The organism is Gottfriedia sp. ABJ_BB2_2, from assembly GCF_055484705.1.
Genome location: NZ_JBVFKR010000004.1, coordinates 88,183 through 114,667, shown reverse-complemented (window position 1 = coordinate 114,667; position 26,485 = coordinate 88,183). Strand labels below are relative to the sequence as shown.

The following is a 26,485-nucleotide window of genomic DNA, read 5'->3' as shown; positions in this document are numbered from 1 at the left end:
TTTTTTTAATGAAATAATTTACTTATAAACGATAGAATCATAATAAATGCAACGATAAAACATAAGATGACTAGCCGCTTTTCCTGTTTGTTAGAAGAGTGCATTTCAGGTCTCCCCTTTTATTTTTTCCCTTGAACATACTCAGCATCAAATAAAAATAATTTAAACAAAAATAGTAACGAAGGAACTAATAAAAGCAAGCCTAGGACAAATACAATGACTAACATCGTACCAGATGTTTCATTTGTATAGCCATTATAGATTGTTATATACGGGTCTAAAATATATGGTAGATGTGCAGCACCATACCCAAAAAATGCAAAGAAGAATTGAAGCATGACAAATAGAAAGGCAATTCCATAATAGCGTTTTAACAAAATTAATAAAGAAGCAATCAGGAAACAAATTAATGATAATAAAAACATCCACCAATAACGATCAATAATATTTTGATAAAAGTGTAGATTGTTATCTCTTAAACCAACAAACACTAAGAAACTTGATAATATTGTTGGAACTGTCCAAAATAACGCATATTGCCTAAGGATTGCTAATGCACCTTCATCTTTCGCTTTGCTGGCATAATAGGTTAAAAATGTAGCGCTAATGTACAGTACTGAAATGATTGCAATGATGACTACACTCCAGGAATAAATACTTGTTAATAGCTTTTCTGCCAGAAATTCTACAACACCGTTTTTTTCAACAATATAGCCACCACCAGAAATGGTGAGAACCGTACATAAAGATGCAGGTATTAATAATCCAGTTGCTCCATATAAAAAGAGATAAATTTTATTTTCCTTTGAACCATAATTTGAAAACGCATAAAACGATCCACGTATGGCTAATAACACTAAAGAGATGCTTCCAGGAATCAATAAAGCCGTTCCATAGTAATATGCTACACTAGGAAAAAAACCGATGATACCGACAAAGAAGAAAACAAAAAACACATTCGTAATTTCCCAAACAGGAGATAAATATCTACTAATTATATTACTAATCAGATGGTCTTTTTTCGTAACTTTTCCATAGTAAGCAAAAAAACCCGCTCCGAAATCAATAGACGCTACGATAATATATCCATAAAGAAATGTCCATAACACAATAATTCCTAATAACTCAGTATTCATAGTTCACCCTCCTTTTTTACATCATTTTTTGTTACGGTATGCTAACTCTTCTTCAGGTGGATTATGAATAAACATTTTTCGGATGACAATTGTACAAAATATGCCAAGGAATAAGTACAAAGCGAAGAATAACCAGAACATACTGCCTAATCCTTTTGCAGTAGTCGCCCCTTCCGATACTTTCATAAATCCTCTTAATATCCATGGTTGACGACCTATTTCCGCAATCATCCAACCTAATTCAATATTAATCATCGCTAAGGGACCCGTAAGTGCTAATCCGGTTAATAGTAATTTATTATGCATCCAATTCTTTTTCTTAATTGAAAAAGCAACAAATAAAAATGTCATAGAAATAATCAATCCAACAAATGTCATTTTAATATCAAATAAATAGTGAATAAATAAAGGTGGTATTTCATCCTCAGGGAATTCATTTAAACCTGTAACTGGCGCGTTAAAATCCGAAAAAGATAGAAAGCTTAATAATTTCGGTATACGAATTTCATACTTTACTTCATGTGTTTCATCATCTAATGTTCCAAATAAAATAAAGTCCGCTCCTTTTTCAGTTTCAAAATGCCATTCTATTGCGGCTAGTTTTTCAGGTTGATAATGAGCAAGAAACTTTGCAGAAATGTCACCAGTTACACCAGTCAAGACTGCAAAAATCAATCCCATAGTTGCTGCTAACCGAAGACCCTTCTTTGTGTAATCGGTAATTTTTCCTCTTAGCATTTGGATTGCGGCAATTGACGTTAAAATCAGTGCCGAAGCCACATATGCTGTAACAATTACATGCAGTGTTTTAGACGGAGCTGCAGGATTAAACATAGCAGCAATCGGATCTACAGTTTTAATGACACCGTTCTCTAATGTAAATCCTTGAGGTGTATTCATAAATGCATTAACAGTTGTGATAAAAAAAGCAGATAATGTTGAACCTAATATGACAGGTAAAATAATGAGCCAATGATAGATTGGCTTTTTAAATCGGTCCCAAGTATACAAGTAAATCCCTAGAAATATCGCTTCAAAAAAGAAGGCAAATGTCTCCATAAATAATGGGAAACTGATCGCTTGGCCAGCAATTCGCATAAAGCTTGGCCATAATAATGATAGTTGTAGACCAATACATGTTCCCGTAACTACACCTACTGCGACTGTAATGGTATAACCTCTTGCCCACCTTCTCGCCATAAGCGTATAATGCGGATCTTTCTTTAATATGCCAAGACCTTCAGCAATTGCAATCATTAAGGGTATTCCTACACCAATTGTCGCGAAAATAATATGAAATATTAACGTCATGCTCGTTAGTAATCTACTGAGCGTTACATTATCCAACTCCATCTGAAATCCCCCCTACAATTTATTATCATATTGTCTATGAAAGAAAGTTATTCTCAAAAAGTTATAGTTATGTTCACAAAAAACATTTGCTATTATCTATAAAAGTATGGACTTATTACTTTAAAGGTATACGACAAAATGTGACAAAACGATATCTTTCATAATTAGGTTCAAATAGAAAAAAAGCTAATCTGAAGAGATTAGCTTTCACTTTAAATAACGTATTCAATGAAACTATTAGTTATGTTACTAAACGAGTAATACTCTTTTTCTTCCATGATAGATGGTAGTATAAATATTGTAATCCAAGACCCACGATAAATGCTGCCGGATAACCAATCCAAATACCTTTCATCCCTAAATTTGTATAATGGGACAGTGTATATGCAACTGGTACTTCAATTAACCAAATTGAAATGATACTAATAATAGTTGGCCACAAAACTGTTCCACTAGAGCGCATTGTTGAAGTGATGATAAATGTATGACCGAGGATTAAATAACTCCATAAAGTAATCATTAACAAGCTATTTGCAATTGATAATGTTGTTTGACTTGTTAAAAATAACTGAAGAATTGGTTTTGTGAATAAATACATTAATAATATAATTGCTCCACCAAGTACATAATTAAGAATCAAACCTATTTTAACAACTTGATTCAAACGATCATATTGCTTCGCGCCAATCGATTGGGCAGCAAAAATAGATACAGTAATGCTGATACAGAGCAACGGCATTTGTACATAACTGAGTAGTTGATTTACAACTCCATATGAAGCAGTTGCATCAGACCCATATTTATTTACGAAAGTAATGACTGCTATTTCAGATAATGATAGAAAAATCATATTAATACTTGTCGGAATACCAAGTTTACATAATAGTTTTAGGATTCCCCTGTCTATACGCAGATACTTACTTGATTTAAAGTCTATTTGAATTAAATGTTGTTTTTTCTGTAAATACACTAATAGTGCAAAAAAAGTTATGACTGTTGAAACAAGACTTGCATACGCAGCACCATATATGCCAAACTCCGGAATTCCTAACCATCCAAATACAAATGGTGGTAATAATACTACATTTAATATTGTACTAAGCACAAGAAAGTAGAATGGTGTTTTCGAATCACCTGTCCCACGCATTAGAGTCGTGTAAACCGTATATAAAAACATAATTGGGATTGACCAAAATAATATTCTGGCGTATTTAACACTAACTGCTAATATATCCACAGGGGTACCCATACCCTTTAAGATATCCTCTGTAAAAAAGCTCCCTAAAATTGCAAGAACAAGTCCAAGTATAAAAGTAAACGTTAATGTTGTACCAACAATAGCCTTTAATCTTTCAGTCATTTTTGCTCCATATGCTTGCCCTATTAATATCGAACTACCCGATCCAATCCCAATCGCAAAAGATATTAATAGAAAAAATAATGGAAAGAATGCCGATATTGCTGCTAATGCACTTTCCCCTAGCCAATGCCCCACAACGATCATGCTAAATACTTGGCCAATAGACTGTAAAATATTACTGAATAATAATGGTATCAGAAATATGACCATTGGACGTAAAAGTGTGAGTTTTTGCTTAGAAGTGTTTACTTCCTCTTTATTTACTTTTTCAGTCTGGATCATCAACCTCCCTCCTTATTTTATTTTCTCTGAATGATACCCTCGCTCACCAAAAGGTGAAAGCTCATTTAACCATTTATCTTCTAGTTTCTTCAATTCACGCTTTGCATCAAAGTATGGTTCCTCTTTTACTTTTAGTGTTTCTAATTCCTCTATAACGAATTGATCTTTACCGAATTCATTCCACTCTTTTTGGAGTTGTTTATTTGTAGAAGAACCAGCCTCTAATTCGAATTTCTTCCCATTTAAAGTTTTAAAGTTCATTGTACTTCCAATGAAAACTTTACCATTTACCAAATTCTTTATTTGATAGACTCCAGCTCGAGTCTTCGTTTCTTTATATTGCATTTTCAATTCTTTTTTACGATTCATTTTTATTCCCTCTCTTTATTATTCTTTTAGCCAATACTGACTTCCATCCGGTTTACGATCAATAAAACCGTACTCAATTAAATATCTTCTTAAGATCACATAATCATCGTAGATATTTGTTAGTACTTCATTAATCTCTTTTTCATGATAGATTTTGTTTGGATCAAATCGTTTCACAATCTCTCTTAGAACAACTAGCTTTTGTTTTTCCTTCAGAGGGAATTTTTTTAATGGTCCATCCATTCCTTCAGGAAAATATTTCTTCAAACTTTTTTCTCTTTCATCTTCAGTAATGTTATATCTTTCATCCACCATTTTTGCAGTCTTATGCAGTGGTAAAAAACTTGGCGCATGCTGATCCTTTTCTTTTAAAAGCTCCATCAATACTAGAAACAACTTAGCTTGACGTTCCTTCTCTTTCAAAACGAAACGATGATTCCTAATTGTAGAGGCACTACCAATTCCTGTTTCCTTCTGAATGTCTGCGTCACTTTTTCCTAAATAAAACAGGCGCAGTAGATGATTTTGATGCTCCGTCAATCCAGTTAGCTTCTTATCAAGCTGAATTAAATAATCAAAAACTGATTCGTGAATACTTTCAATATGAAGTTTCATATACTTTTTTGCTTCATAGAAAATACCATCTTCTTGATAAATAATTCCCTTTTCAATTTTTTTACTGCATAACAAACAAACATAATGTTCATTTTCATCTATATAACCTTTTTTTAGTTCTTCCAAGCTAGCATTCCAAAAAACTTCTGCGTTTTCCATAAAACCAAACACAACCTTCATTTGTTTATTTATTTATAAACATAGTATGATATTGTTTATTAAATGTCAATTGAACTTGAATTTTTTTATGCAAAAGAAAACGAGCCGCTAACTATACGGCTCGTTTCGTGACATCCCCCAACCAGATTTAAGATTCAAAGTATAGAAGTTTAACAGTATGAACTTTTAAAAAAAGGACATAAGATTGCCTAATCATTTATAATATAACTAATTATTAAAAGGAGATTATAAATGAATTTACCATTATCGAATACAAAAGAAAGAATCATATCAATAGATATCATTCGTGGTTTCGCCTTAATTGGCATTTTTTTCGTCAATATCCCTTCAATGTTTATGCCTGATTTTTACTATCATTTTGAATATGTTGGTATAGATCGTTTTATTAGATTACTATATGACATGTTTATCCAGACAAAGTTTTATACAATCTTTGCATTCCTATTTGGTGTAAGTGGATATTATTTTATGAGTAACATTGAAAAAAAGGGGTTATCGCCATACAAGTTTTTTAGTAAAAGATTAGCTTGGATGCTTATTTTCGGAGTAATTCATACTTTATTTTTATGGGCAGGAGATATTCTACATACATATGCGTTACTTGGCTTCATTTTATTATTATTCTATAAAAGTAGTGTAAAAAAGATGTTACTTTGGGCTGGCTGTTTGTTTTTTCTATATTTTTCTTTAGAATCGATAGCTCATTTTGCGTTAAACAATTATACTGACGAATCAACTAGTAATCTATTCACTGCATTTAAAAATGAAAATGGTGAAGTAAATTATTATTATCAGTTTTTTGATCAAATGAAAGAGAGATGGAATTATTTCGTAACATCCATTCCTTATGAAATAACTGTCTTTCCTTTAGAATTTATTCCTATTTTTTTAGTGGGTATGGCAATTGCAAAAACTGGTATATTTACCAACACATCTACTTATTTAAAAGGAATCAAAACAGTTCAATATTTAGTATTGATTGCATCTATACCTTTTCTTTGTTTAATGGTCCAAGAGTACGTACACCATCAATATACTTCAAGCTATTACGTATTCATAACTGGAAAGCTTTTAGCAACTTTTTATGTTTGCACGTTTTTGAGATTACTTCAAAAACCATTGTGGGAAAAAAGACTTTCCTTCCTTGCACCGCTTGGTAAGATGGCATTTACAAACTATTTAACTCATTCTGTTATTACATTGGCAATTGTTTCATTATTGATTAAAGACACATTGTCCATTGCTCTTTGGATACAGACCTTATATGCAATCACCATCATCATCTTACAAATACAGTTTTCTAAATATATCTTATCTAAATGGAAATATGGGCCGCTTGAGTATGTTTGGAGACTGCTAACATATGGAAGTAATAAATCTACAAGCACTCCAGTTTCAAGAGAGATGTAATTGTATAAAAAAAGCATCCTAACTATAGGATGCTTCAGACTATTGACAAACGCTCGCTTTCTTCGTTGCTTCGCCTGCTTGTGGTGCTCATTACCGTCAAAGGTAACTCCGCTCCTCATTCGGCTTTGCGCCTCGAAAGACAAGCGTTTTCAATCAGTCTGAATCTCTTATTTTTTGTACTTTGTATACAAACTGAAGCATCCAAATTATAGGATGCTTTTTTCATATCTATTTTTTAATAACAGTTCTTCTAATTGTTGAACAGGTAATGGTTTGCTATAAAAATAACCTTGCCCTACGTTACATGCGTACTGCTTTAAGAATAGTACCTGCTCCTCTTTTTCAATACCTTCTGCAATCACATTAAAGTTTAAATTGTGTCCCATATCTATAATGGTTTTTACCATTTCACCTTTATTTGAATGATTAATAATATCGTCTACAAATGACTTATCAATTTTTAAGCTATCAATTGGTAAATGCTTTAGATAACTTAGTGATGAATAGCCGGTACCAAAATCATCTATAGAAAGCTGAACACCAATTTCCTTTAACTGATTTAATACAATTGTAGATCGTTCAATATCCTGCATAATACTCTCTGTAATCTCTAACTCAAGATAACGAGGATTTAGGCCAACTTCTTCTAATATTTCAAATACTGATTCGACAAAATTATCCTCTTGAATTTGACGAACTGAAATATTCACAGCGATTGGAATTGGATCAAATCCTAATTCCTGCCATTTTTTATTTTGTAAGCAAGCCTCTCTTAATATCCATTTACCCATTGGAACAATGAGTCCTGTTTCTTCCGCCAATGGAATAAAATCAGCTGGAGAAATAATGCCATTTTCAGGATGATGCCATCTGATAAGTGCTTCTACACCAATAATTTTATTTGATTCCAAATCAATTTGTGGTTGATAGTTAAGGGTTAATTCGTTTTTCTCCATTGATTTCCTCAACCATTTTTCTAGGTCTAATTTACGAGATGTTAGTTCAGCTAGTCTAGAAGAATAGAATTGATAATTATTTTTCCCACGCTCTTTTGCTAAATACATCGCCGTATCAGCATTTTTTATCAAAGTCTCTTCATCTTCACCGTCAGCTGGGTACATACTAATCCCAATACTTGGTGTGACGAAAAATTCAAGTTTATCTATTTCTATCGGACTACCAAATTCATTTAAAATACTTTGTGCAACATCAATTACCTGCTCTTTATCAATTTCTTCAAGTAAAATGATGAATTCGTCTCCACCTTGTCTAGAAACCATGCCTTTACTATTAAAAGCAGACTCTAATCTATTTGCTACTATTTGTAGTAATTGATCTCCCACTGAATGACCCTTTGTGTCATTTATAATTTTAAATCGATCTAAATCTAAAAATAGAATCGCAAGTTTTTGACATTTTGTTTGATGTAAAACTTCATTTAAATGCTTTCTAAACATATTTCTATTAGGTAGACCAGTAAGTCCATCATAATAAGCCATATGTTGAATCGTTTGTTCGGCTTTTTTACGATCAGAAATATCTCTACCAACGATTTGTGTCGCTGCTCGTCCTTCATAGAATATCGGCATTGTTGTCATTTCAACCTCAATACTTTCACCATCCAGGCGCATTGCTTGAAACTCAAATCTCATTTTTTCTATTTGTTCGTCTATTACAAGTTCGTTTTCTTTAATTCGTCTTAAAATATTAGGATGTATTAGTTTAGACGGAGGTTTCCCAATTAATTCTTTATTACTTGACGCACCATAAAGTCTATATCCGGCTTCATTAATATAGTCAATTCTGCCTCTGCTATATACTGCAATTATGTCTGGTGACATCTCAACTAACGTACGATATTGGTCTTCACTTTCTTTACGGTTTGTAATATCAAAAAGAACACTACTAAAATCTACTAATTTCCCTTTTTCGTCTACTGTTGGAATTCCTCGATCTTGTAGCCATCGAACTTCGCCATCACTACGAATAATTCGATAAATACTTGTAACTGCTTTTCCCTGTGCAAGCATTTTTTCACGTTCATCAAGTACATATAAATCTTCTGGATGGATTACTTTCTTCCATAACGAAGAGTCCTCGTAAAATTTATCTAAAGAATAACCATAAAGGTTTTCAATACCTGGTGTAATTAATAATGTATTTGTTTTTAAATCATGAGACCAAATCGCCACATCTAGTGTGTCGAAAATGTGATCTAATCTTTGCCGATCTTTAAGGTGATCATTTGAACCTTTGTCTTTCATTTTTAAAAATAAAACAACTAGGAGTAAAATAACTAAGATGAAGGCTGTATCTATTACAGCATGGGTCAAACTATCATGAAGAAGTAAAGTAGAAGCGAGTAATTCTAAGATGATTAAACTTCCTATCATGGAAACTAACTTAATGTTATATTTATCCTCTTTTGTATTCATTTAATTCTCCTATATTATAGGTAGTCTCCTGATAACATCCAATTTTACGACACTTTTCTTAAACATATCAAAAAAAGATGTTTATCACAACAAGATTATGTGGTATAAAACATAAAGTTTTATAATCTTTCACTTTTCTTTGTAAGTCCTTACAATATTTTCTATTTTTTTAGAATCCAATTACTCATTTCTAGCCTCATAACAATAATTTTTATAGTACATTCTATTCTATTACCATTTCTCAAACTCCATACAATTGAACTATTTTCTTTTCAATTCATTGACAATTTGTTACATAACTTTACAATTAAATTAATTAATAATAGAATTTTCGACATTTTTGTAATATTAGTAAAAACTTTCTAACAAAGGGTTTATTTACCATACACTTTTTTACCATTTAAATTACCTTCATTTTAAGTCATAGGAGCGAAAAAGATGACCAAAGATTCAAAAAACAAGTCAATTGATTGGTTAAAAGGAGTTCTTTCTAAACAAAATCAATATGAAACATCTATTAATGTACAACATATATCGTCCGAAGTTACAGATGATAGTTTAATAGAAGAAACTGTAGCAATAGAGTCAACTACTCAAAAACAACCATTTTCAAAGGATAATCAGGATAAAGTCTCACTAGACCTAATTATTTCTTTAGAAAATATGCTAAATGACCGCCAACTTACGATTTTTAAAAACAAAGATTTAGAGGATCAGTTATACACTGCTAATGAAATGATTAGCCGACTAAAGCACGATCAAATGAAGAAAGATCAGATTATCCAAGAAAAAAACAAAGAAATTAGTGTAGTTGAAGGCAAGCTTACAAAGAAACAAATGAGCTATGACCAATTGATTGAAGATTATAAGGAATATCAAAATAATTCTAATAATGAATTCGAAAAAATGACAAATCAATTGGAAAAAGAAGTTCAAAAGTACAATAAATTAAATGATATCTCGACTAAAACGCAATATCAAAACATGATTAAAATTAAAGATCTTGAAGAAAAAATTAGAGATTTAGAAGTTGAAAATCAAAAATATGTTGAACAGTATCATAAAATTCTTGATGAAAAGAATGAGTTAATGAAGACAATTAACGATTTTACTGAGCGAATGTCTTTCTCTTTCTCAACAAAACCTGCTTCGTCAGTAACTGTTCCAGAATAAAAGATTACAAGAGATAGGAGGCAATCATGTCAATTTACCATGGGAAACTAATTGAACTTTTATCAATCAAGCAAACAATTGATAAGTCATTTTTACATATTAGATTAGTATTTAATGAAGAAGTTGAACTATTTTGGGAAATTGACAATGATACTGCTAATCTATTAGACTCCATTATTGGGGAAAATTATAAATATAGACTTTCACTTCATAGTTCATTTGATCAAAATACAAGAACATTCAGTAGCTATTTGACACGTACTTATAGAGATACGAGTGAAAAAATCAATTTTGTCTGTTCCGAGGAATATCATTCAAGACTACATGCGATCAAAAACATTGTTGATTTAAAATCTATAATTGATTTACCCTACATGTCTTCAAATCAAAAAGTAAAAGTGGAAGAGTCTAGCCCACGTAGTCACTATGCAATGGTCGGTTGGATTGCAGTTGCTATGATTAGTCTCATTTCTACTATCCTCATAGGTTATATTAGTCATTCTTGTATTAATAAAACGTTATTTTGTGAACAAACACCTGTTAAGGCTGAAAGTGTTGTAAAAGCCGATGAACTAAAAATAAAAGAAGAAGAAATACAAAAAGTTAATAAACCGAAAGATCCTGTTATTAAAAAACCAACTATTCCGAGTATTACTTTAAAAAATGTAGTAACATACAGTATTCCAAAAGGAAGTGTGGCTCTTACATTTGATGATGGTCCTTCTAAATATTCTTCTAAGATTATCAATCTATTAAAAAAGAATCATGCTGGTGGAACGTTTTTCTATATTGGACAAAACGTTAAAAAGTACCCGGATCAAGTAAAGTATGCACATTCTAATGGTTTTTCAATTGGTAGTCATTCTATGAACCATCAGGATTTTACTACTCTAACTTATAAAAAACAAGAAAACGATATACTTCAGTCCAGTAAGTTAATTAAAAATATTACGCATCAAAATGTTACTTTGTTTAGACCTCCTTATGGAGCGAAAAACAAGTACACTACTGATATAATGCAAAAATATGATTATAAAATGGTTCTGTGGAATAAGGATACTGAGGACTGGAAAAATCGTGATGCTAATTCTATTCTTAAGTATGTAAAAAGTAATTCGGATTCTGGTTGTATTATTCTTTTACATGAATCAGAGGCTTCTGTGGAGGCTTTACCTAAGGTTATTGAGTATTTACAGTCTAAGAATTTGAAGATTGTTAGTTTAAAATAATATGAGTAACTGTTTAAGGGAAACTAATTGTAATTAGTTTTCTTTTTTTATATCAGAATTACAAACAGTATACACTTGCAACCTTTATATCTTTTAATACTGCGTTTTAGGAAGGATGGAATTCCTTGATTTCCACTGCAGGATGCTCGCTTTCCGTGGGGCAGGCGGTGAGCCTCCTCGACGCATTCGCGTCTGTGGGGTCTCACCTGTCCCGCTACTCCCACAGGAGTCGAGCACCTTTCGTTTCAATCTATTTTCTTTTTTGGGTTGCTTTCTTGTACATACTACATATACTCTAGTCCTATTCCTTTAATTAACTACCGAAGTTGCACCTTAAAAATACCTAAAACAGGTTGCTCTTTAAAAGTAAGAATCTTTATTCTTTCTTCAGGATACTCGGTTTTCATTGGGGTGCGGCGAGCCTCCTTTACTCACGCCCTCCTCCGGGGTCTCATCTGTCCCGCTACTCCCACAGGAGTCGAGCACCTTTCGTTTCAATTTATTTCTCTTTTTTTGGTTGCTTTCCATTAAGTAAAGTAGGTCGTACCAAATAGACTATAGTTACATTCCTTTATTTAACTATCAATATTGAAGCTTATCAGTACCTAAAACAGTTAGCTCTGTAATATAAAGAATCTTTATTTCCGTTCCTGAATACTCGATTTTGATGGGGTTGCAGTGACCCTCCTCTACTCATTCAGGTCTCTAGTTCTTACATGTTCCTCTTCTCTCACACAGTCGAGGACCTCTCGTTTCACTCAATCCCTCTTTTTTTGATTGCTTTCTGTTAAGTAAAGTAGAACATACCAAATAGACTATAGTTCCATTCCATTATTTAACTATCAATGTTGAATCTTAATAGTACCTAAAACAGTTAGTTCTTTAGTAGATAGGATCTTTATTTTTGCTCCTTGGATACTCATTTTTCATGGTTATACGGTTTTGCCCCTCTACTCATTCACGCAGCGTCTAAATACTTTTGGTTTCAACTTTACCCTTATAGTACTTTAATAACGACCGCTAAAATTGAGACAACCTATTTCATCTACTATTCTCCTTTATAGACATCCTTGCCTTGTATTAAATAAGCAGATTTTTCTCATACTGTATATATTAACCCTATTAGTGGAGTGAGATTTATTGCAGAACCAACACAAGAGAGTCCATATATTATTATTATTGATCGTTAGTGCTGTTTTGATATGGTCTGTTATTAGACCATCGGGATATCTTATTTGGGTATTAGAAGTACTGCCTGCTGTGGTTGGGTGTATTGTAGTCTTAGTGGTTTATCGTAAATTCAAGTTTACTAATCTTTCTTATGTGATTATCGTAATTTTATCAATTTTGACGTTTATCGGTGGGCATTATACTTACGATGATGTTCCTTTATTTAATTGGATTAAAGATACTTTTGATTTAAGTCGGAATCATTATGATCGTTTTGGACATTTTTTTAAAGGGTTTATTGCTATTGTGATTAGAGAGATTTTGGTAAGAAAAACGCCATTAAAAATGAATTGGATCGTTTGGATGACTCTTTCTATATCATTATCTATTTCAGCTTTATATGAATTAATCGAGTGGATTTATTCGGCTATTCGGTCCGGGGGTAAGGAAGCGAAACAGTTTGTAGGAATGCAGGGAGATATTTGGGATGCACAGTGGGATATGGGTTTGACCTTAGTTGGTTCCATCATTGCTTTACTAGTCTTGTCAAGATTACATAATAAATATTTAACTGCTTTTCGAGATTAAAAAAGAGCCGAATCCTTTGTCTAATAGACGCTGGATTCGGCTCATCATTATTATTTAACTACTTTCTTTACTACAACACTTTGATTTTTCGCCGCATCAGTTAAAGAAATTAATACAGTTACTCCACGTTTTTGTTTCGGAATTTTCACTTTGAACGTTCCTTGTGTTGTTACTTTTCCAGTAGCAATAACTTTTGTTCCTACTTTTACTGTTACTGTAGTACCTTTTTCACCTTTACCTGTAATCACAGTTGTACCATGAGTGATTGTTTGAGTAATGATTGGAGCTGCAGGTGGCGTTCCATCCTTTACAACAACAGTAGTCGCTGCACTTGTGTTACCTAATCCGTCTTTAGCAGTTACACTTAGAACAGTACCTGTACGTTGTGCACTAATTTTAACCGCAAAAGCACCTTTCGAATTTGCTTTACCTGTAGCAATTTCTTTATTTCCAACTTTAATCGTGATATAAGCATATTTCTCTGTTGTTCCAGTTACAACTGTTGATTTATTGTAAACTGGGTTCACAACTGGTTTAGCAGGTGCTGTTGTATCAGTTGCTTTCTTAACAACCACTGCATTAACTGAAGTTGTTGTTGCACCAGAAGTTGCTGTAATAACTAATGTAGTACCAGCTTTTTGTGTAGCAATTTTAATTGAGAAAGCACCTTTTGCATCAGCAGTACCAGTACCTACAGTCTTTTCTCCTGCTTTTACTGTTACAGTTGCATTAGCAATTGTTTTACCAGAAACAGTTTTTGATAAATCACTTACTTGGTCTACTGTTAAATTTGTATTATAAGCATATAATCCCCAAGTTACGCCTAATTCAGATGCTTCACCTTTATAAGTGATATGAGCAGAATCAGATAAAACATTTTTCGCATCTGTAGCAGATTTAAATGTTACTTCTGGATTACCAGCGATTGGTGCGATCATCCAGTTTTTGTCTGCAGAAGGGTTAACTACACCTTGTTTTTCAATATAGTTCATTAACACTGTACGGTTTTCTTCAATTGTATCGATGACTACTTTTGCTTTTCCACCTTTTAGGCCAGGGAAGTTTCCTCCACCACTTGCACGGTAGTTATTCGTAACGATAATAAATTTTTGATCTGCTTTAATTGGTTGACCATTAAATTCTAAATTTACAATACGGCTTGCATCAGCATTTAATACATCACCGTTTGCTTTGTATTTAGCAGGTTTTGTTACATCAACTTGATACGTAACACCATCAATTACATCATAGTTATAACCAGGGAATGTGTTATCCACTAGTTCTTGTGCAGTGCTAGAAGCTGGATCAATTTGTTTAAATTGACCTGCACTCATTTCTAACCAATCTTTCACTTGCGCTCCAGTTAGTTCTACCGCTTTCAATGTATTCGGGAATAAGTATAAATCATTCGCAGATTTAATTGAAAGTTCACCTGTTTGGATACTTGTATAGTCATTTGCTCCGCCACGGCCTGATTTAAACGGTGCCGCTGCAGATAAAACTGGTACATCTTTATATTCAGGTAAGTTTTTAGCAATAAAATCTTTTGCAAACCAAGTTTGAGCATTGTTTACAATTTGAATCGTTGGGTCATCTTGTACACGTGCAAAGTAGCTGTACATTGGCGCACTTGTCATACCGATTTTTCCACGAACGTAAGCTAAAGTTCCTTCATGATACTCTTTAACAGCGTTTACAATAGTAGGATCTTCGTCAGCTAAGCTTTTCTTATTTGTTGCATCATATACTGGACGTAATTGTGAACCTTTTGCTTCAACTTTTGTATATTTACCATTTTCATCTGGTGTTAAAGTTAATTTCATAACACCTAGGTTGTTACCCCAGAATCCAGCTTCTACAGCAGGTACTCCGTTGATTGTGCCAATTTTATTATCGATTCCTTCTTTTCCGTCAAACTCCGCAGCGCCTGGGAAATTTGTATGCTTATGACCGAAAAGAAGTGCATTAATTCCTTGAACCTTACTTAAGTCGTATACAGCGTTCTCTGCATTTTTTAGACCAGCAGTTGCTACGTCACATCCAGAGTGAACAAGTGCTACAACGATATCAGCACCAGCAGCTTTTACTTTTGGAATAAATTCTTTTGCAGTTTGTACCATATCTTTTGCAATTACTTTTCCAGTTAAGTTGTCTTTGTCCCAATCCATAATTTGTGGAGGAGCAAATCCAATTACACCAACTTTTACTTTTTGTGCATTTCCATTTGCATCTTTAAATGTTTTATCTAAGATTACATAAGGTGTAAATTCATTTTCACCAGTTTTAGCATTATAAATATTTGCATTGATATAAGGGAATTCTGCTTTACCAGTTACTTTTTTCGCATAATCTAAACCATAGTTAAATTCGTGATTACCAAATGTAGCTACATCATATTTTTGTATATTCATAGCTTTAATCATTGGGTGTACTTCTGTATCAGATAAACCTTTTACCTTCGCTACATAATCAGCCATTGGATTACCTTGGATTGTATCTCCAGCATCAAATAGAAGATTATTTTCACTTTCTTGTCTAGCTTTGTTAATTAACGTAGCTGTTTTTGTATAACCATAATCTAATACCGGTGTATCTTTGTAATAATCGTAAGCCATGATGTTATCATGTAAATCAGTTGTTTCTAAAATTTGTAAATCAATTGCTGCAGGTGTTGATGCTTCTTCAGCTTTTACATTTGTAAACGGTGTTGCAATTGTAGCAAAAGTTAATGCTGTTGCAACGATCTTACTGAAAGAACTTGATAATGTTACACGTTTAGACATATTTACACTTTCTCCCTCTGATAACTATTTTGTGATATATTACTATTTTCCCAACGCTTTAAATTATAACTTGCATTGATTACAATAAACAATTAATATTTTTAAAAAATAGTTAAGATTCTATGAAGTTTAAATAGTAAGTATTGTAAACACTTACATTTATTAGGGAAAATATACTAAAAAATAATTCGACAATACCAAAATATCCCTGAAATTATTCATCTAAAAACATTTTAAATAAAACAAAAATTCGTTAATTTTACCAATTTCTTCTATTAATATGTAAATTAAGAGTGATTATTTTCTTAGAGTGTAAATGATTGAATTAGACTTCTCCTGATCTATCTTTTCACTTTTGACAAACTGATATTTCTCTAAAAGTTGAATCGACTTTTCATTCTTTTCATTAACGATTCCTTCAATATATTGTAAATTTAAATCTTCAAAACCGAATTCTAAAACAGCTCGTATTGCTTCTTGCATAATCCCCTTACCTTGAAAAGTTGGTGAAAGCTCATATCCAACCTCCCCTTTTGATTGCTCCTTTGAAAAATTCCACAGACAGATTGTCCCAATTAAATCATCAGAATCTTCGTAAGTTATAGCCCATAAAATCCATTTATTTTGTTCAATACCATCATTAATCATCTTAATGTATTCAAGAGCATCATCAATAGAAGTCGCTATTGGTCGATCGATAAATTCTGATACATTTTTATCAGAACGTAGTGCAAAAATTGCTTCTTTATCTTCTATTTGCATTTGTCTTAAACGTAAACGGTTGGTAGATAAATTAGGAAATGGTAAAAATTGAATATCATTCATACTTGAACCTCCAATTATTGCTCTTAATGGTGATAGATCACTATTTCCATTATCAAATTATTTTATCTGTATCACAAGTTCGATTTAAAATAAAAAGCATTACAATAACTTGTAATGCTAATTTGCATTGAACTTATTTCTAGATACTACAATCAATGTGGTTAGAACGAGATAACTAAATATGAAAAGGTAACAAATTTACCTTTTGTTTAAAAATGCTTTCATCATTGGTGGCGTCACAATTGTTGTTACAAGGATGACAATCACAATAACAGCAAATAAATCTTGATTTAGTAAGTCATTTTCAATACCAATTGCAGCAATAATTAATGCTACTTCTCCTCTTGATACCATTGCTGATCCAATTCCTAAAGAATTTCTCCAAGAAAAACCTGTTATTTTTGCTCCTACTGAAGAACCTATTAATTTTGAAAAAATGGCAATTAAACTTAAGGCGACGATGAATCCGATGTGTTCCATGATTCCAGTAAACTGTACCGCGACCCCAATTGATGTAAAAAATACAGGAACAAAAATTGAGTAGCTAATCGTTTCTACCTTTTCAAAAATTTCATGCTTAAATTCAGTTACACTAATCGCTACTCCTGCAATGTAAGATCCAATAATTGCCGCTACGCCTGTATACTCCGCTAAATAAGCATAAATAAAACAAATGATTAGTGCTGAAGAAATAACTGTCTCAGTCACGCGTAAGCTTGAAAACTTCCTAAGAAAGAACGGTACAAATTTCCACCCTACAATGATGGCACAAACAAAAAATAGTACTTTCTTTAAAATGACTTTCGTTAAATTAACATCTCCACCAGCTAAACTCATTAAAAACGCTAATGCCAAGATGACAAGTATATCATCAATAACTGCAGCACCTAATATAGTCGCACCTTCACGAGACTTTAATTGATCCATCTCCTTTAATACTTGCACTGAAATACTAACGCTAGTTGCTGATAATAGTAAACCTAAAAAACTTGCTTGAATTGGAGAAAGATTCATATAGATCCCTGTGAAATACCCCAAAACAAATGGAATTAGGATCCCCCCGACTCCAACAGCTGCAGATGCTTTACCGGTTCGTTTAAATTCGTCTATATCAGTTTCTAAACCTGCTATAAACATTAGTAAAATAACCCCAATGTTGCTAATTTCTTTAAGCACTTCTGTATCTTCAATAAGACCCAATACAGTTGGGCCTAAAACAATACCTATTAAAAGCTTACCTAAAACTGATGGCTGCTTTAAGCGAACACTCAAATCTCCAGCTACTTTTGAAGCGATTAAAATAATGGCAAGTTGAAAAATAAGCATATATATACCCACCCTTAATCTATTAGGTTTTATCCATAAAATTTGCTATTTTAAAAAAACTATTTAAATAAAAGATTAGCTCCTTCAAATGAAAATGAATGATCATCTCCTACTTCATAGGATTTGGAAAAACTTCTAATAATATTCCATTTTTTACGTTAAACCTCTTCATCACTAAACTTTTTTCCACAAAAAAAACTTTACCATTATAACTTTTTAAATAAATACTCCGAACCTGTTTACGAATTAGTTTCACATCGTTATACTAGTTTAGGCCGCTCAATCCTGAGCATAAAAAATGAATGAAGAATCTTAAATTTTTTTATTTTTTTTCAAACTTTTTTAACTAGGTATACGTCTTTACTATGTAATACCTTTTGATACGTATCTAAAAAAAGGAGCTCTTTAAGCATGATGGGGAATTCAAATTTAGAAAAGGAACTTGTAGATTTTATCATGAATAATAAAGATGACTTTTATCGATTAGCATATGGTTATGTCAAAAACTCAAATGATGCAATTGATATATTACAAGATTCTATACAAAAAGCCATTTCCTCAAAAAATAACTTAAAAAAGGAACAATCTTTAAAAAGTTGGTTTTATAGAATTGTCATTAATACTTCATTAGATTTTTTACGAAAACAAAAAAGAGTTGTGGTAGTTGATGAAGAAACAATCCAGTCATATTCTTCTGGAATAAATGATCATTATACAAATATTGACTTAGAAAGGTCGTTAGAAGCTCTACCACCAAAATATAAAAGTGTGATTATCCTTCGTTATTTTGAGGATTTAAAAATAGAAGAAGTTGCAGAAATACTGCAAGAAAGTCCAAATACAATTAAAACTCGTTTATATAAAGCTTTAGAATTACTCCGAATTAAAATGAACTGAATTTCTTTTTAGGAGGTTAATTTAGGTGGATAAAAAATTAGAAAAATTAAGATCAGACTATAAGAACGTACCTATACCTAATCATTTAGATGAAATCGTTAAAAATGCAATCCATCGTTCTAAGTCAAGACGACGTTTCCCAATGAAATCAATTGCTGGACTTACTGCCGCAGCAATATTCGTCCTCTCTTTAAATACAAGCCCAACATTTGCGAAGTCTTTATCAAATTTTCCAGTATTAAGAAATGTAGTTAAAGTACTGACTTTTACTGAATATACTGTTAACGAACCGACTTATAAAGCAAATATTAAAGTACCAGCCGTTTCGAACCTAAAAAATAAAGATCTTGAGCAAAGTCTAAATCAGAAATATTTAAAAGAAAATCAGAAGCTGTATGATGAATTTAAAAAAGAAATTTCATCACTAGAAAAAGACTCTGGAGGACATCTTGGTGTTGACAGTGGATATGTAGTAAAAACAGACAATGAAAACATCCTATCAATTGAAAGATATGTTGTTAATACAGCTGCTTCATCCTCTACTACTATGAAGTTTGATACGATTGATAAGAAAAAAGAAATTTTATTGTCATTACCAATTCTGTTTAAAGACAAATCATATATCGACATCATAAACAAAAATATTAAAGAACAAATGATTGACCAAATGAATCAAGATGAAGGCAAAATATATTGGATACCTGAAGCAAACCTTGATTATTCAATTGATCCATTTGTCAGCATTACAGAAAATCAAAATTTTTATATTAATAAAGATTACAAATTAGTTATTTCATTTGATAAATATGAAGTTGCTCCTGGGTATATGGGTGTTGTTGAATTCATTATCCCAACCAATATTCTTACAAATATATTAGTCGGCAACCATTACATTAAATAGATGTTTTAACTTATAGGAGCCTTTCTCATTTGAGATTTGGCTCTATTTTCAACGATTTACAAATTTAAAATAAGCCAATAAAAATAGAGTTGGCTTACATATTCATTTACAAGGGGAAGGGGTAACTGGTAATGGTTAACAGCATGAATACAGAAAAAAATAACAAAACTATGCAATTTAATCGATCAATTATTTACGATTTATTAGTACACAGAGGTTACAATTATGTCTAAGTCAGGAAGTAAAAATTTTCGCTATATGCCAGGTTTGGATGGTCTTAGAGCACTAGCTGTTCTTTCTGTCATTGCATATCATTTAAATTTACCTTGGGCCGCAGGCGGTTTCCTTGGTGTAACTGTATTCTTTGTCCTTTCTGGTTATTTAATTACTGATTTATTAATTACAGAATGGAATATCACGAAAAAAATAGACTTAAAGAATTTCTGGATTCGTCGTGCAAAAAGGCTCTTACCTGGTATGTTTACATTATTACTTGTAGTCATTGCAACAGTTTCCATATTTCAGCCCTCTCTCATTGCAAGCTTAAAACAAGATTCCATTGCGGCAGTATTTTATTACAGTAATTGGTGGTATATATTTCATGATTTATCATACTTTGAATCGTTTGGACCACCATCCTTACTTAATCATTTTTGGTCTTTGGCTGTTGAAGAACAATTCTATATACTATGGCCAATTTTTATTTTAATCGGATTACGTTTTATGAAGCGTAAGAGTCTACTATTCTTAGTAACGATTGCTGGAGCAATTATTTCCACTCTTTTAATGGCACTACTATTTGTTCCTGGAAGTGACCCGAGCAGAGTGTATTACGGTACGGATACAAGAGCATTTTCTCTTTTAATTGGAGCAGCTTTGGCTATGATGTGGCCGAGTCAGAAGCTTACAAATAAAATTTCAGCATCTGGTCGAATTACATTAGATAGTATGGGCTTATTTGGTTTACTAGTGTTTTTATGTATGGTTTGGAAGACAAATCAATACGATCAATTCCTCTATCGGGGTGGAATGTTTTTACTTTCAATTTCTACTGCTATGCTAATAGCTGCGCTTGCTCACCCAGCAAGCATAATTGGTCGAGCGCTTTCAATGAGACCTTTAAAATGGGTAGGTTTACGTTCATACGGTATATATTTATGGCATTTCCCTGTCATTATCCTTTTTACACCAAAAGTTGATACAGGTGAAATATCATTTATTAGAATTTTATTTCAAATTATATTAATTCTCGGTCTTGCTGCTTTATCTTATCGATTTATAGAAGACCCTATTCGAAAAGGGAAAATAGAATTAATTTGGAGAAAATTACGATCTGGTCAATTAAAAATGAAGGATATTTGTTTTAAACATCTTGTGGTTATTAGCTCATTCATTCTTTTAATTGCAATATCTAGTTTTGGCATTTCATCACTTCCTGGTGCAAATGGAGCAAAGGCAAGTTCTGAGATTGAAGCCATTCAAAATTTACCAAAGCAATCCTCACAAATTGTTGAAATAGAGAAGATAAAACCTAAACCTCATAAAACCCCTATCGTTGATCATGATGAACATATTTCAAAGCCAAATCAACATAGTCAAATCGGTCATACTACAAATAAACCGGTTACAAATAATAATAAAGCAGTGAAAAAGAAACAAACCATTACGATCATTGGGGATTCTGTTGTTATCAATGCAATACCTTATCTTCAAAAGTCTTATCCAACGCTTAAAGCAGATACAAAAATAGGTCGTCAGTTTGCTGATGCGCCTGAGATTATTCAACAATTACAAAAATCGAACAGCTTGGGTGAAGTGGTCATCATTGAATTAGGAACGAATGGTGCTTTTACTAAGAAACAGATGATTTCAGTTATTAAATCGTTAGAAAACAGAAACATACTATTCGTAAATACTCGTGTACCAAGACAATGGGAATCCATTGTTAATAAGAATCTAAAAGAAGTTTCAAGTAAATATCCAAAGAATACAAAGGTTGTAGATTGGTATAAAGCTAGTGCGAATCATGATTCATATTTTTCATCGGACGGTGTCCATTTAAAGCCTGAAGGTGCAAAAGTATATGCTTCATTACTTGTAAAAGCCATTGAATCATGGAAATAAGATACAAAAAGAGGTGCCTTCAATAATGAAGGCACCTTACTTTTAATTAAAAAGCTTCTTTAACTCTTCTAAAGTCAATTTACCAGTTTTTTCGACTGGTTTAATTGATGTTGGGAAATAAGGGTTCACCGTCATGAAGTTCTTTTCAACAAAGTTAAAGTCTGTTAGATTAACTACTCCATCTTTGTTTAAATCCTCTTTTAATTTATCACCCGTATTACCTGCACTATACGCAATCAACTTCGCATCGTAAATATCAATGACATTGTCTCTATTGACATCACCTGCTGCTGCTGTAGGTGTATATGCAATGTAAAAGACACCTTGTACTTGACCATCAATCATTCTACTTAGCTTTATCTTTTTGTTGTATAAGAAATGTCCTGGAATATCAACAACTAAAGTGTAGTCATCTGCTAAAGCAGGAATTTCTTGAACTGTCATATAACCATTTTCTGAAATATTCGCTTTATACTGTTTCCCTTTTTTATCTACTACATAAGCTTTTGTACCAATCTTTGAGTAATCCATATCATAGTTATCTAAATTAACAGCTTCACCATGATAGTACCCTTCTAACATCGAGTGCTTAGAAATGAATTTAAATCGATCTGCAATGGTTGGTAGATTTGTTTTATTTCCAGTACTTGATTGGTACGATGATTCTAGAATATAGAAGCTACTTTCTACATTATAAAATTGGTCATCAATAACTTCTAAATGAATATCTAGTAAATTAATATCAGCATTAATTGAAATTGGTAACCTTGTCTTCTTATCTGAAACATCTACTGCAAATGTTGTAATATCAGACCAAATGTCAGGTTTAACCGTTGGCTTTGCAACACGGATATTCCAGTTATTTTTCTTTGCTAGCTCTTCTAGTTGTTTTGATGGTTTAACATCTACTAATTTATAGTAATGTGGAAGATCAATTGTGATATTAGCACCTGTTAATTTTTTAGGATTCTTAACCTTGAAAGTAGCAGCAAACTCTGTTCCAAGTCTTACTTCTTTTGTGTTCGGATTTAGCGTTCCATACTCAGATCCTTCATTAATGAATGTGTATTCTGGGAAATTAGGATTTCCTGCTGTAGCATAATCATAAGTGTACATTCTAAGGTTCGTTGGATAATTCTTATATTCTTCTGGTAATACGCCAAATTTAAAGTCTCCATCTTTATTTGGCAGTAATTGAGCTGTTGGCCAAAATGAATCTTGGTAAACATACACAGTATTGAACTCTTGAGAAACATCATGTCCTCTACTCTTCAGGTAGTCAATCGTATCATCATGAATCTTCCCATGTACCCAATAAGCATTATAATCTAATCCATCGAATGGATTTGTTTCCGTCGTTAAATCTTTATCAGAAATCTCATGAATACCATATTCCTTATCAAATTCTACAGTAGGAGCTGTATTATCGATTACCATATCATTATCTACTTTATATGTTTTCCCGTCGACTCCAGTACCAATATATGAAACAATGTATTTTCCTTCGTTTAATTTTTCATATTCGAGTGATAACGGTTTGTTTGGATCACCAGTAAACAACTTAACCTCGCCGGAGAATCCAAAGAAAATTAAGTACTCCGTATCAACAGACACACCTTCTAAATCATATGTTCCATAAATTCCGATTGGTTTTCCATTTACATCACTCACTACTACATCAATTGTTTTCATTTCACTATTTAATTTGAAGGTAGCAGGTGTAAATGGTTCGATATATGGATGGAAGTTACTTAGATCATTTGTAATGGCATGTTTATAAAATTCCACTTTTTCAAAACCACTATTTGAATAGCGAACATGGAAAGGAATTTGATATTCCGCCGTTTTCGATTCATTTTCGATATAAATATACCCCTCATAAATACCTTTTTCAGCATTTGCAGGAATTGTTATTTCTGCATTAATATTTTTATTCTCATTGCCATTCACTTCAAATGAGCTTGGTAACTTTAGCGTTACCCCACTTTTACTAGCATCTTTTGAAACACCATCAATTGTTAAAAATTCTACTCTTGTATGATATGTTTCTTTTTCACTACTAACATTTTTAATCGTAATCGCAGTCGTTCTACTTTGATCTGCATCATTAGTTGCTATACTACCATACGGTAACGAACCGGAAATATCGTCAATTTGTTTCTTTAACCCATTTTCATCCAAAGTAAACGTTTTGTTTTGTACTTCTATTAAAGTAGTATGATGGACTGCTTCATAAGCGTCAACTCGTCCTGCACCAACTTCATTTACATTGTATGTTCTTCCTTTCAATGGATCAGCAGTATTCATTAAAGCTGCTTTCACATCCGCAACTGTATAATTTGGATGTGTTTGTAACAGTAATGCTGCAACCCCTGCAACGTGTGGTGTTGCCATTGAGGTTCCATTTAAACTTGCGTAGCTACTAGAATAATCTGTACCTTCCTGAGGATTATTAATAAATTCAGGAACAGTTGATAATGTAGATACACCTGGAGCAACCACATCTGGCTTAATATCAAAGTTGTTACTAACTGGTCCTCGAGAACTAAAATCAGCTAATTCATCACCCGTTGTCATATTTGACTGTAAATTAGAGATAGTGACTTTAGCTTCTTGGCTTTCTTTTAACTTTTCAACAAGTTGAGTACCTTCTTCTTTAGTCATTTTAAAAGTTGGCACATAACCAAAGTTTTCACCTAAGAAATAAGGAATTTCTCCTTCAACATCATTGTAAATTAAAACAGCTACTGCACCTTTTTCTTGTGCACGTCTAATTTTTTCATCAAAAGATATTGAACCACGAGAAATTAACGCTATTTTTCCACTAACATCTTTACCGCTAAAATCTTCTTCTGTACCAATTCCAACTTCCACTACACCGTATTTTTTATCAATAACATGTAAATAATCTTTGCCAAGACCATGTCCCATTAGTTTATTTGAAACAGATACATCTCCCAAACTCGTGGTTACTGTTGGAATATCTGTCGGTACATCACTTGCTCCCACTGTTATAGCTAAAGGTGATGAACCAGGAGACCCTAATGTACCGGGATTTGGCCCAGCATTTCCTCCTGCTACTACTGGTATAACGCCTTGTAAAGCTGCGTTGTTAATGGCTACTGCAGTAGCATCTAATGAATGATTATGACCATTCCCTAATGATAGATTTATAACATCCATTCCTTCTTGGACAGCCCTCTCAATTCCAGCAATAACACTTGAATCTGAGCCTGACCCATAAGGACCTAATACCCGGTATGCATACAATTCAACATTTGGAGCGACTCCGGTCATTGCATATTCAACATCATTTTTAGGATTAGATGCGATTGTTCCAGCAACGTGCGTACCATGTTCTGTAATATATGGGATGCCATCAATGGACTCAGGGGAACCGGATGCGATTTGATCAGCTGGAGTTGATTCCATTGGATCAGCGTCTCCATCAACGAAATCATAACCGCCTTTGTAAACATCTTTTAAGTCAGGGTGATTATAGTCAATTCCTGTATCAAGAACCCCTACTTTGATTCCTTGCCCTTTAATATCCTCATTATGTAAACGATCAACACCTAAATGTGGAAGTGCTGGTGGCACTACTTTATTGATTGATGCATTTGTAGTTGATAACTCAGTGATTGGAATACTAACCTTATTGTCCTTCCAAACTCTTTTTACAACGCCGGTCTTAAGAAGTAGATTAATTTGATTTGTAGGTATCGTCATAGCCATACCATTAAATACACTTTCAAACGTTTGTTTAATTTCGAATTGATTATTTTGCTCATTTAACTGCTGATTTACTTTTTCCTTAGCGTCTTTCTTATTAACTAATTCCGTAAAACGTTTCTTGAAGAACTCTTGCTCTCCTCTAATTTTTTGTTTCTTATTATTTGGGGAAAGCTTTGATTTAGACAGCTGATTATCTTCTACTGGTGAAGTTTTTAGTTCAACAATGACATTTGCTGTCTTATCTTTTAATGACAATAAGCTCGGATCGATAATAAAGCCTTCTTGTGGCGTTAGTCGATTAATAGACTGTTTTTGCTCTTCTGATAAACCTTTTAGAATTGATTCTACAGAATTTGAGACTGCATATGATTTTTGTTGAGGCATTACGTAAGACGCGAGAAAACTTGTAGCAAGTACACTTGTGACCATTACATTCAATAATTTTTTCTTTTTAGTGAACATCAACAACCGCTCCTTCTACTTTTTTTCCAAGCTATAACTGTGACTGCGAACTAAGCAAACAAGTATGTACCAGTAAAATAGTTTAATAGTCTAAATCTATTAAATGGTTAAAAATACCTGATTATAGTTCAT

17 protein-coding genes are annotated in these 26,485 nt (G+C 32.7%); 7 read left to right on the top strand and 10 right to left on the bottom strand.

Annotated features, from left to right (window positions below; genetic code table 11):
* Window positions 1–119 precede the first annotated feature (119 nt).
* The 5 genes from ACX6U0_RS11410 to ACX6U0_RS11390 form a co-directional block, all read right to left on the bottom strand.
* Window positions 120–1,136 carry a cytochrome d ubiquinol oxidase subunit II gene (locus ACX6U0_RS11410; protein WP_464960053.1) on the bottom strand — a complete coding sequence of 339 codons (1,017 nt, stop codon included), beginning with the start codon at window positions 1,134–1,136 and terminating at the stop codon, window positions 120–122.
* A 21-nt stretch (window positions 1,137–1,157) separates the two neighbouring features.
* The gene (locus ACX6U0_RS11405) at window positions 1,158–2,489 is read right to left on the bottom strand and encodes a cytochrome ubiquinol oxidase subunit I (RefSeq protein WP_464960052.1); all 1,332 of its coding nucleotides are present in this window, start codon (window positions 2,487–2,489) and stop codon (window positions 1,158–1,160) included.
* Window positions 2,490–2,730: 241 nt separating this feature from the next.
* Entirely contained in the window at window positions 2,731–4,059 is a 1,329-nt protein-coding gene (locus ACX6U0_RS11400) for an MATE family efflux transporter (protein WP_464960276.1), read from the bottom strand.
* A gap of 84 nt (window positions 4,060–4,143) precedes the next feature.
* A complete protein-coding gene (locus ACX6U0_RS11395; RefSeq protein ID WP_464960051.1) occupies window positions 4,144–4,500 on the bottom strand; it encodes a GIY-YIG nuclease family protein in 357 nt (118 codons plus the stop codon).
* Window positions 4,501–4,518: 18 nt separating this feature from the next.
* Complete coding sequence (locus tag ACX6U0_RS11390; protein ID WP_464960050.1) at window positions 4,519–5,274, bottom strand: DUF2087 domain-containing protein; 756 nt, start codon at window positions 5,272–5,274, stop codon at window positions 4,519–4,521.
* A gap of 252 nt (window positions 5,275–5,526) precedes the next feature.
* Here ACX6U0_RS11390 and ACX6U0_RS11385 point away from each other — a divergent pair, with 252 nt between their 5' ends.
* Complete coding sequence (locus tag ACX6U0_RS11385) at window positions 5,527–6,705, top strand: DUF418 domain-containing protein (RefSeq protein WP_464960049.1); 1,179 nt, start codon at window positions 5,527–5,529, stop codon at window positions 6,703–6,705.
* Between the two features lie 206 nt (window positions 6,706–6,911).
* Here the strand turns inward: ACX6U0_RS11385 and ACX6U0_RS11380 are convergent, their stop codons facing one another.
* Complete coding sequence (locus ACX6U0_RS11380) at window positions 6,912–9,140, bottom strand: sensor domain-containing protein (RefSeq protein WP_464960048.1); 2,229 nt, start codon at window positions 9,138–9,140, stop codon at window positions 6,912–6,914.
* A 438-nt stretch (window positions 9,141–9,578) separates the two neighbouring features.
* Here ACX6U0_RS11380 and ACX6U0_RS11375 point away from each other — a divergent pair, with 438 nt between their 5' ends.
* From ACX6U0_RS11375 to ACX6U0_RS11365, 3 genes are all read left to right on the top strand, one after another.
* Window positions 9,579–10,313 carry a hypothetical protein gene (locus ACX6U0_RS11375; protein WP_464960047.1) on the top strand — a complete coding sequence of 245 codons (735 nt, stop codon included), beginning with the start codon at window positions 9,579–9,581 and terminating at the stop codon, window positions 10,311–10,313.
* A 26-nt stretch (window positions 10,314–10,339) separates the two neighbouring features.
* Window positions 10,340–11,542 carry a polysaccharide deacetylase family protein gene (locus tag ACX6U0_RS11370; RefSeq protein ID WP_464960046.1) on the top strand — a complete coding sequence of 401 codons (1,203 nt, stop codon included), beginning with the start codon at window positions 10,340–10,342 and terminating at the stop codon, window positions 11,540–11,542.
* A gap of 1,140 nt (window positions 11,543–12,682) precedes the next feature.
* Window positions 12,683–13,300, top strand: coding sequence for a DUF2238 domain-containing protein (locus ACX6U0_RS11365; protein WP_464960045.1), 618 nt, complete (start codon window positions 12,683–12,685; stop codon window positions 13,298–13,300).
* A 50-nt stretch (window positions 13,301–13,350) separates the two neighbouring features.
* Here the strand turns inward: ACX6U0_RS11365 and ACX6U0_RS11360 are convergent, their stop codons facing one another.
* The 3 genes from ACX6U0_RS11360 to ACX6U0_RS11350 form a co-directional block, all read right to left on the bottom strand.
* The gene (locus tag ACX6U0_RS11360) at window positions 13,351–16,083 is read right to left on the bottom strand and encodes a bifunctional 2',3'-cyclic-nucleotide 2'-phosphodiesterase/3'-nucleotidase (protein WP_464960044.1); all 2,733 of its coding nucleotides are present in this window, start codon (window positions 16,081–16,083) and stop codon (window positions 13,351–13,353) included.
* Between the two features lie 297 nt (window positions 16,084–16,380).
* The gene (locus ACX6U0_RS11355) at window positions 16,381–16,908 is read right to left on the bottom strand and encodes a GNAT family N-acetyltransferase (protein ID WP_464960043.1); all 528 of its coding nucleotides are present in this window, start codon (window positions 16,906–16,908) and stop codon (window positions 16,381–16,383) included.
* A gap of 198 nt (window positions 16,909–17,106) precedes the next feature.
* Window positions 17,107–18,234 carry a cation:proton antiporter gene (locus ACX6U0_RS11350; protein WP_464960042.1) on the bottom strand — a complete coding sequence of 376 codons (1,128 nt, stop codon included), beginning with the start codon at window positions 18,232–18,234 and terminating at the stop codon, window positions 17,107–17,109.
* Window positions 18,235–18,648: 414 nt separating this feature from the next.
* Here ACX6U0_RS11350 and ACX6U0_RS11345 point away from each other — a divergent pair, with 414 nt between their 5' ends.
* The 3 genes from ACX6U0_RS11345 to ACX6U0_RS11335 all read left to right on the top strand — a co-directional run bounded on the left by ACX6U0_RS11345 (window position 18,649) and on the right by ACX6U0_RS11335 (window position 22,156).
* Entirely contained in the window at window positions 18,649–19,131 is a 483-nt protein-coding gene (locus ACX6U0_RS11345; protein WP_464960041.1) for an RNA polymerase sigma factor, read from the top strand.
* A 25-nt stretch (window positions 19,132–19,156) separates the two neighbouring features.
* Complete coding sequence (gene rsiV, locus ACX6U0_RS11340; protein WP_464960040.1) at window positions 19,157–20,032, top strand: anti-sigma-V factor RsiV; 876 nt, start codon at window positions 19,157–19,159, stop codon at window positions 20,030–20,032.
* A gap of 225 nt (window positions 20,033–20,257) precedes the next feature.
* Window positions 20,258–22,156, top strand: a complete 1,899-nt coding sequence (locus ACX6U0_RS11335) for an acyltransferase family protein (protein ID WP_464960039.1) — start codon at window positions 20,258–20,260, stop codon at window positions 22,154–22,156.
* 42 nt (window positions 22,157–22,198) lie between these two features.
* On the opposite strand, the gene ACX6U0_RS11330 is transcribed toward ACX6U0_RS11335, so the two are convergent.
* Window positions 22,199–26,353 (bottom strand): S8 family serine peptidase, encoded by a 4,155-nt coding sequence (locus ACX6U0_RS11330; protein ID WP_464960038.1) that lies wholly within the window; start codon window positions 26,351–26,353, stop codon window positions 22,199–22,201.
* Window positions 26,354–26,485 lie beyond the last annotated feature (132 nt).

Coding starts and splice junctions, on each gene's coding strand:
- ACX6U0_RS11410 (WP_464960053.1), bottom strand. CDS start 1,136: ATGAATACTGAGTTATTAGGAATTATTGTGTTATGGACATTTCTTTAT.
- ACX6U0_RS11405 (WP_464960052.1), bottom strand. CDS start 2,489: ATGGAGTTGGATAATGTAACGCTCAGTAGATTACTAACGAGCATGACG.
- ACX6U0_RS11400 (WP_464960276.1), bottom strand. CDS start 4,059: ATGGTCATATTTCTGATACCATTATTATTCAGTAATATTTTACAGTCT.
- ACX6U0_RS11395 (WP_464960051.1), bottom strand. CDS start 4,500: ATGAATCGTAAAAAAGAATTGAAAATGCAATATAAAGAAACGAAGACT.
- ACX6U0_RS11390 (WP_464960050.1), bottom strand. CDS start 5,274: ATGGAAAACGCAGAAGTTTTTTGGAATGCTAGCTTGGAAGAACTAAAA.
- ACX6U0_RS11385 (WP_464960049.1), top strand. CDS start 5,527: ATGAATTTACCATTATCGAATACAAAAGAAAGAATCATATCAATAGAT.
- ACX6U0_RS11380 (WP_464960048.1), bottom strand. CDS start 9,140: ATGAATACAAAAGAGGATAAATATAACATTAAGTTAGTTTCCATGATA.
- ACX6U0_RS11375 (WP_464960047.1), top strand. CDS start 9,579: ATGACCAAAGATTCAAAAAACAAGTCAATTGATTGGTTAAAAGGAGTT.
- ACX6U0_RS11370 (WP_464960046.1), top strand. CDS start 10,340: ATGTCAATTTACCATGGGAAACTAATTGAACTTTTATCAATCAAGCAA.
- ACX6U0_RS11360 (WP_464960044.1), bottom strand. CDS start 16,083: ATGTCTAAACGTGTAACATTATCAAGTTCTTTCAGTAAGATCGTTGCA.
- ACX6U0_RS11355 (WP_464960043.1), bottom strand. CDS start 16,908: ATGAATGATATTCAATTTTTACCATTTCCTAATTTATCTACCAACCGT.
- ACX6U0_RS11350 (WP_464960042.1), bottom strand. CDS start 18,234: ATGCTTATTTTTCAACTTGCCATTATTTTAATCGCTTCAAAAGTAGCT.
- ACX6U0_RS11345 (WP_464960041.1), top strand. CDS start 18,649: ATGGGGAATTCAAATTTAGAAAAGGAACTTGTAGATTTTATCATGAAT.
- ACX6U0_RS11335 (WP_464960039.1), top strand. CDS start 20,258: ATGTCTAAGTCAGGAAGTAAAAATTTTCGCTATATGCCAGGTTTGGAT.
- ACX6U0_RS11330 (WP_464960038.1), bottom strand. CDS start 26,353: ATGTTCACTAAAAAGAAAAAATTATTGAATGTAATGGTCACAAGTGTA.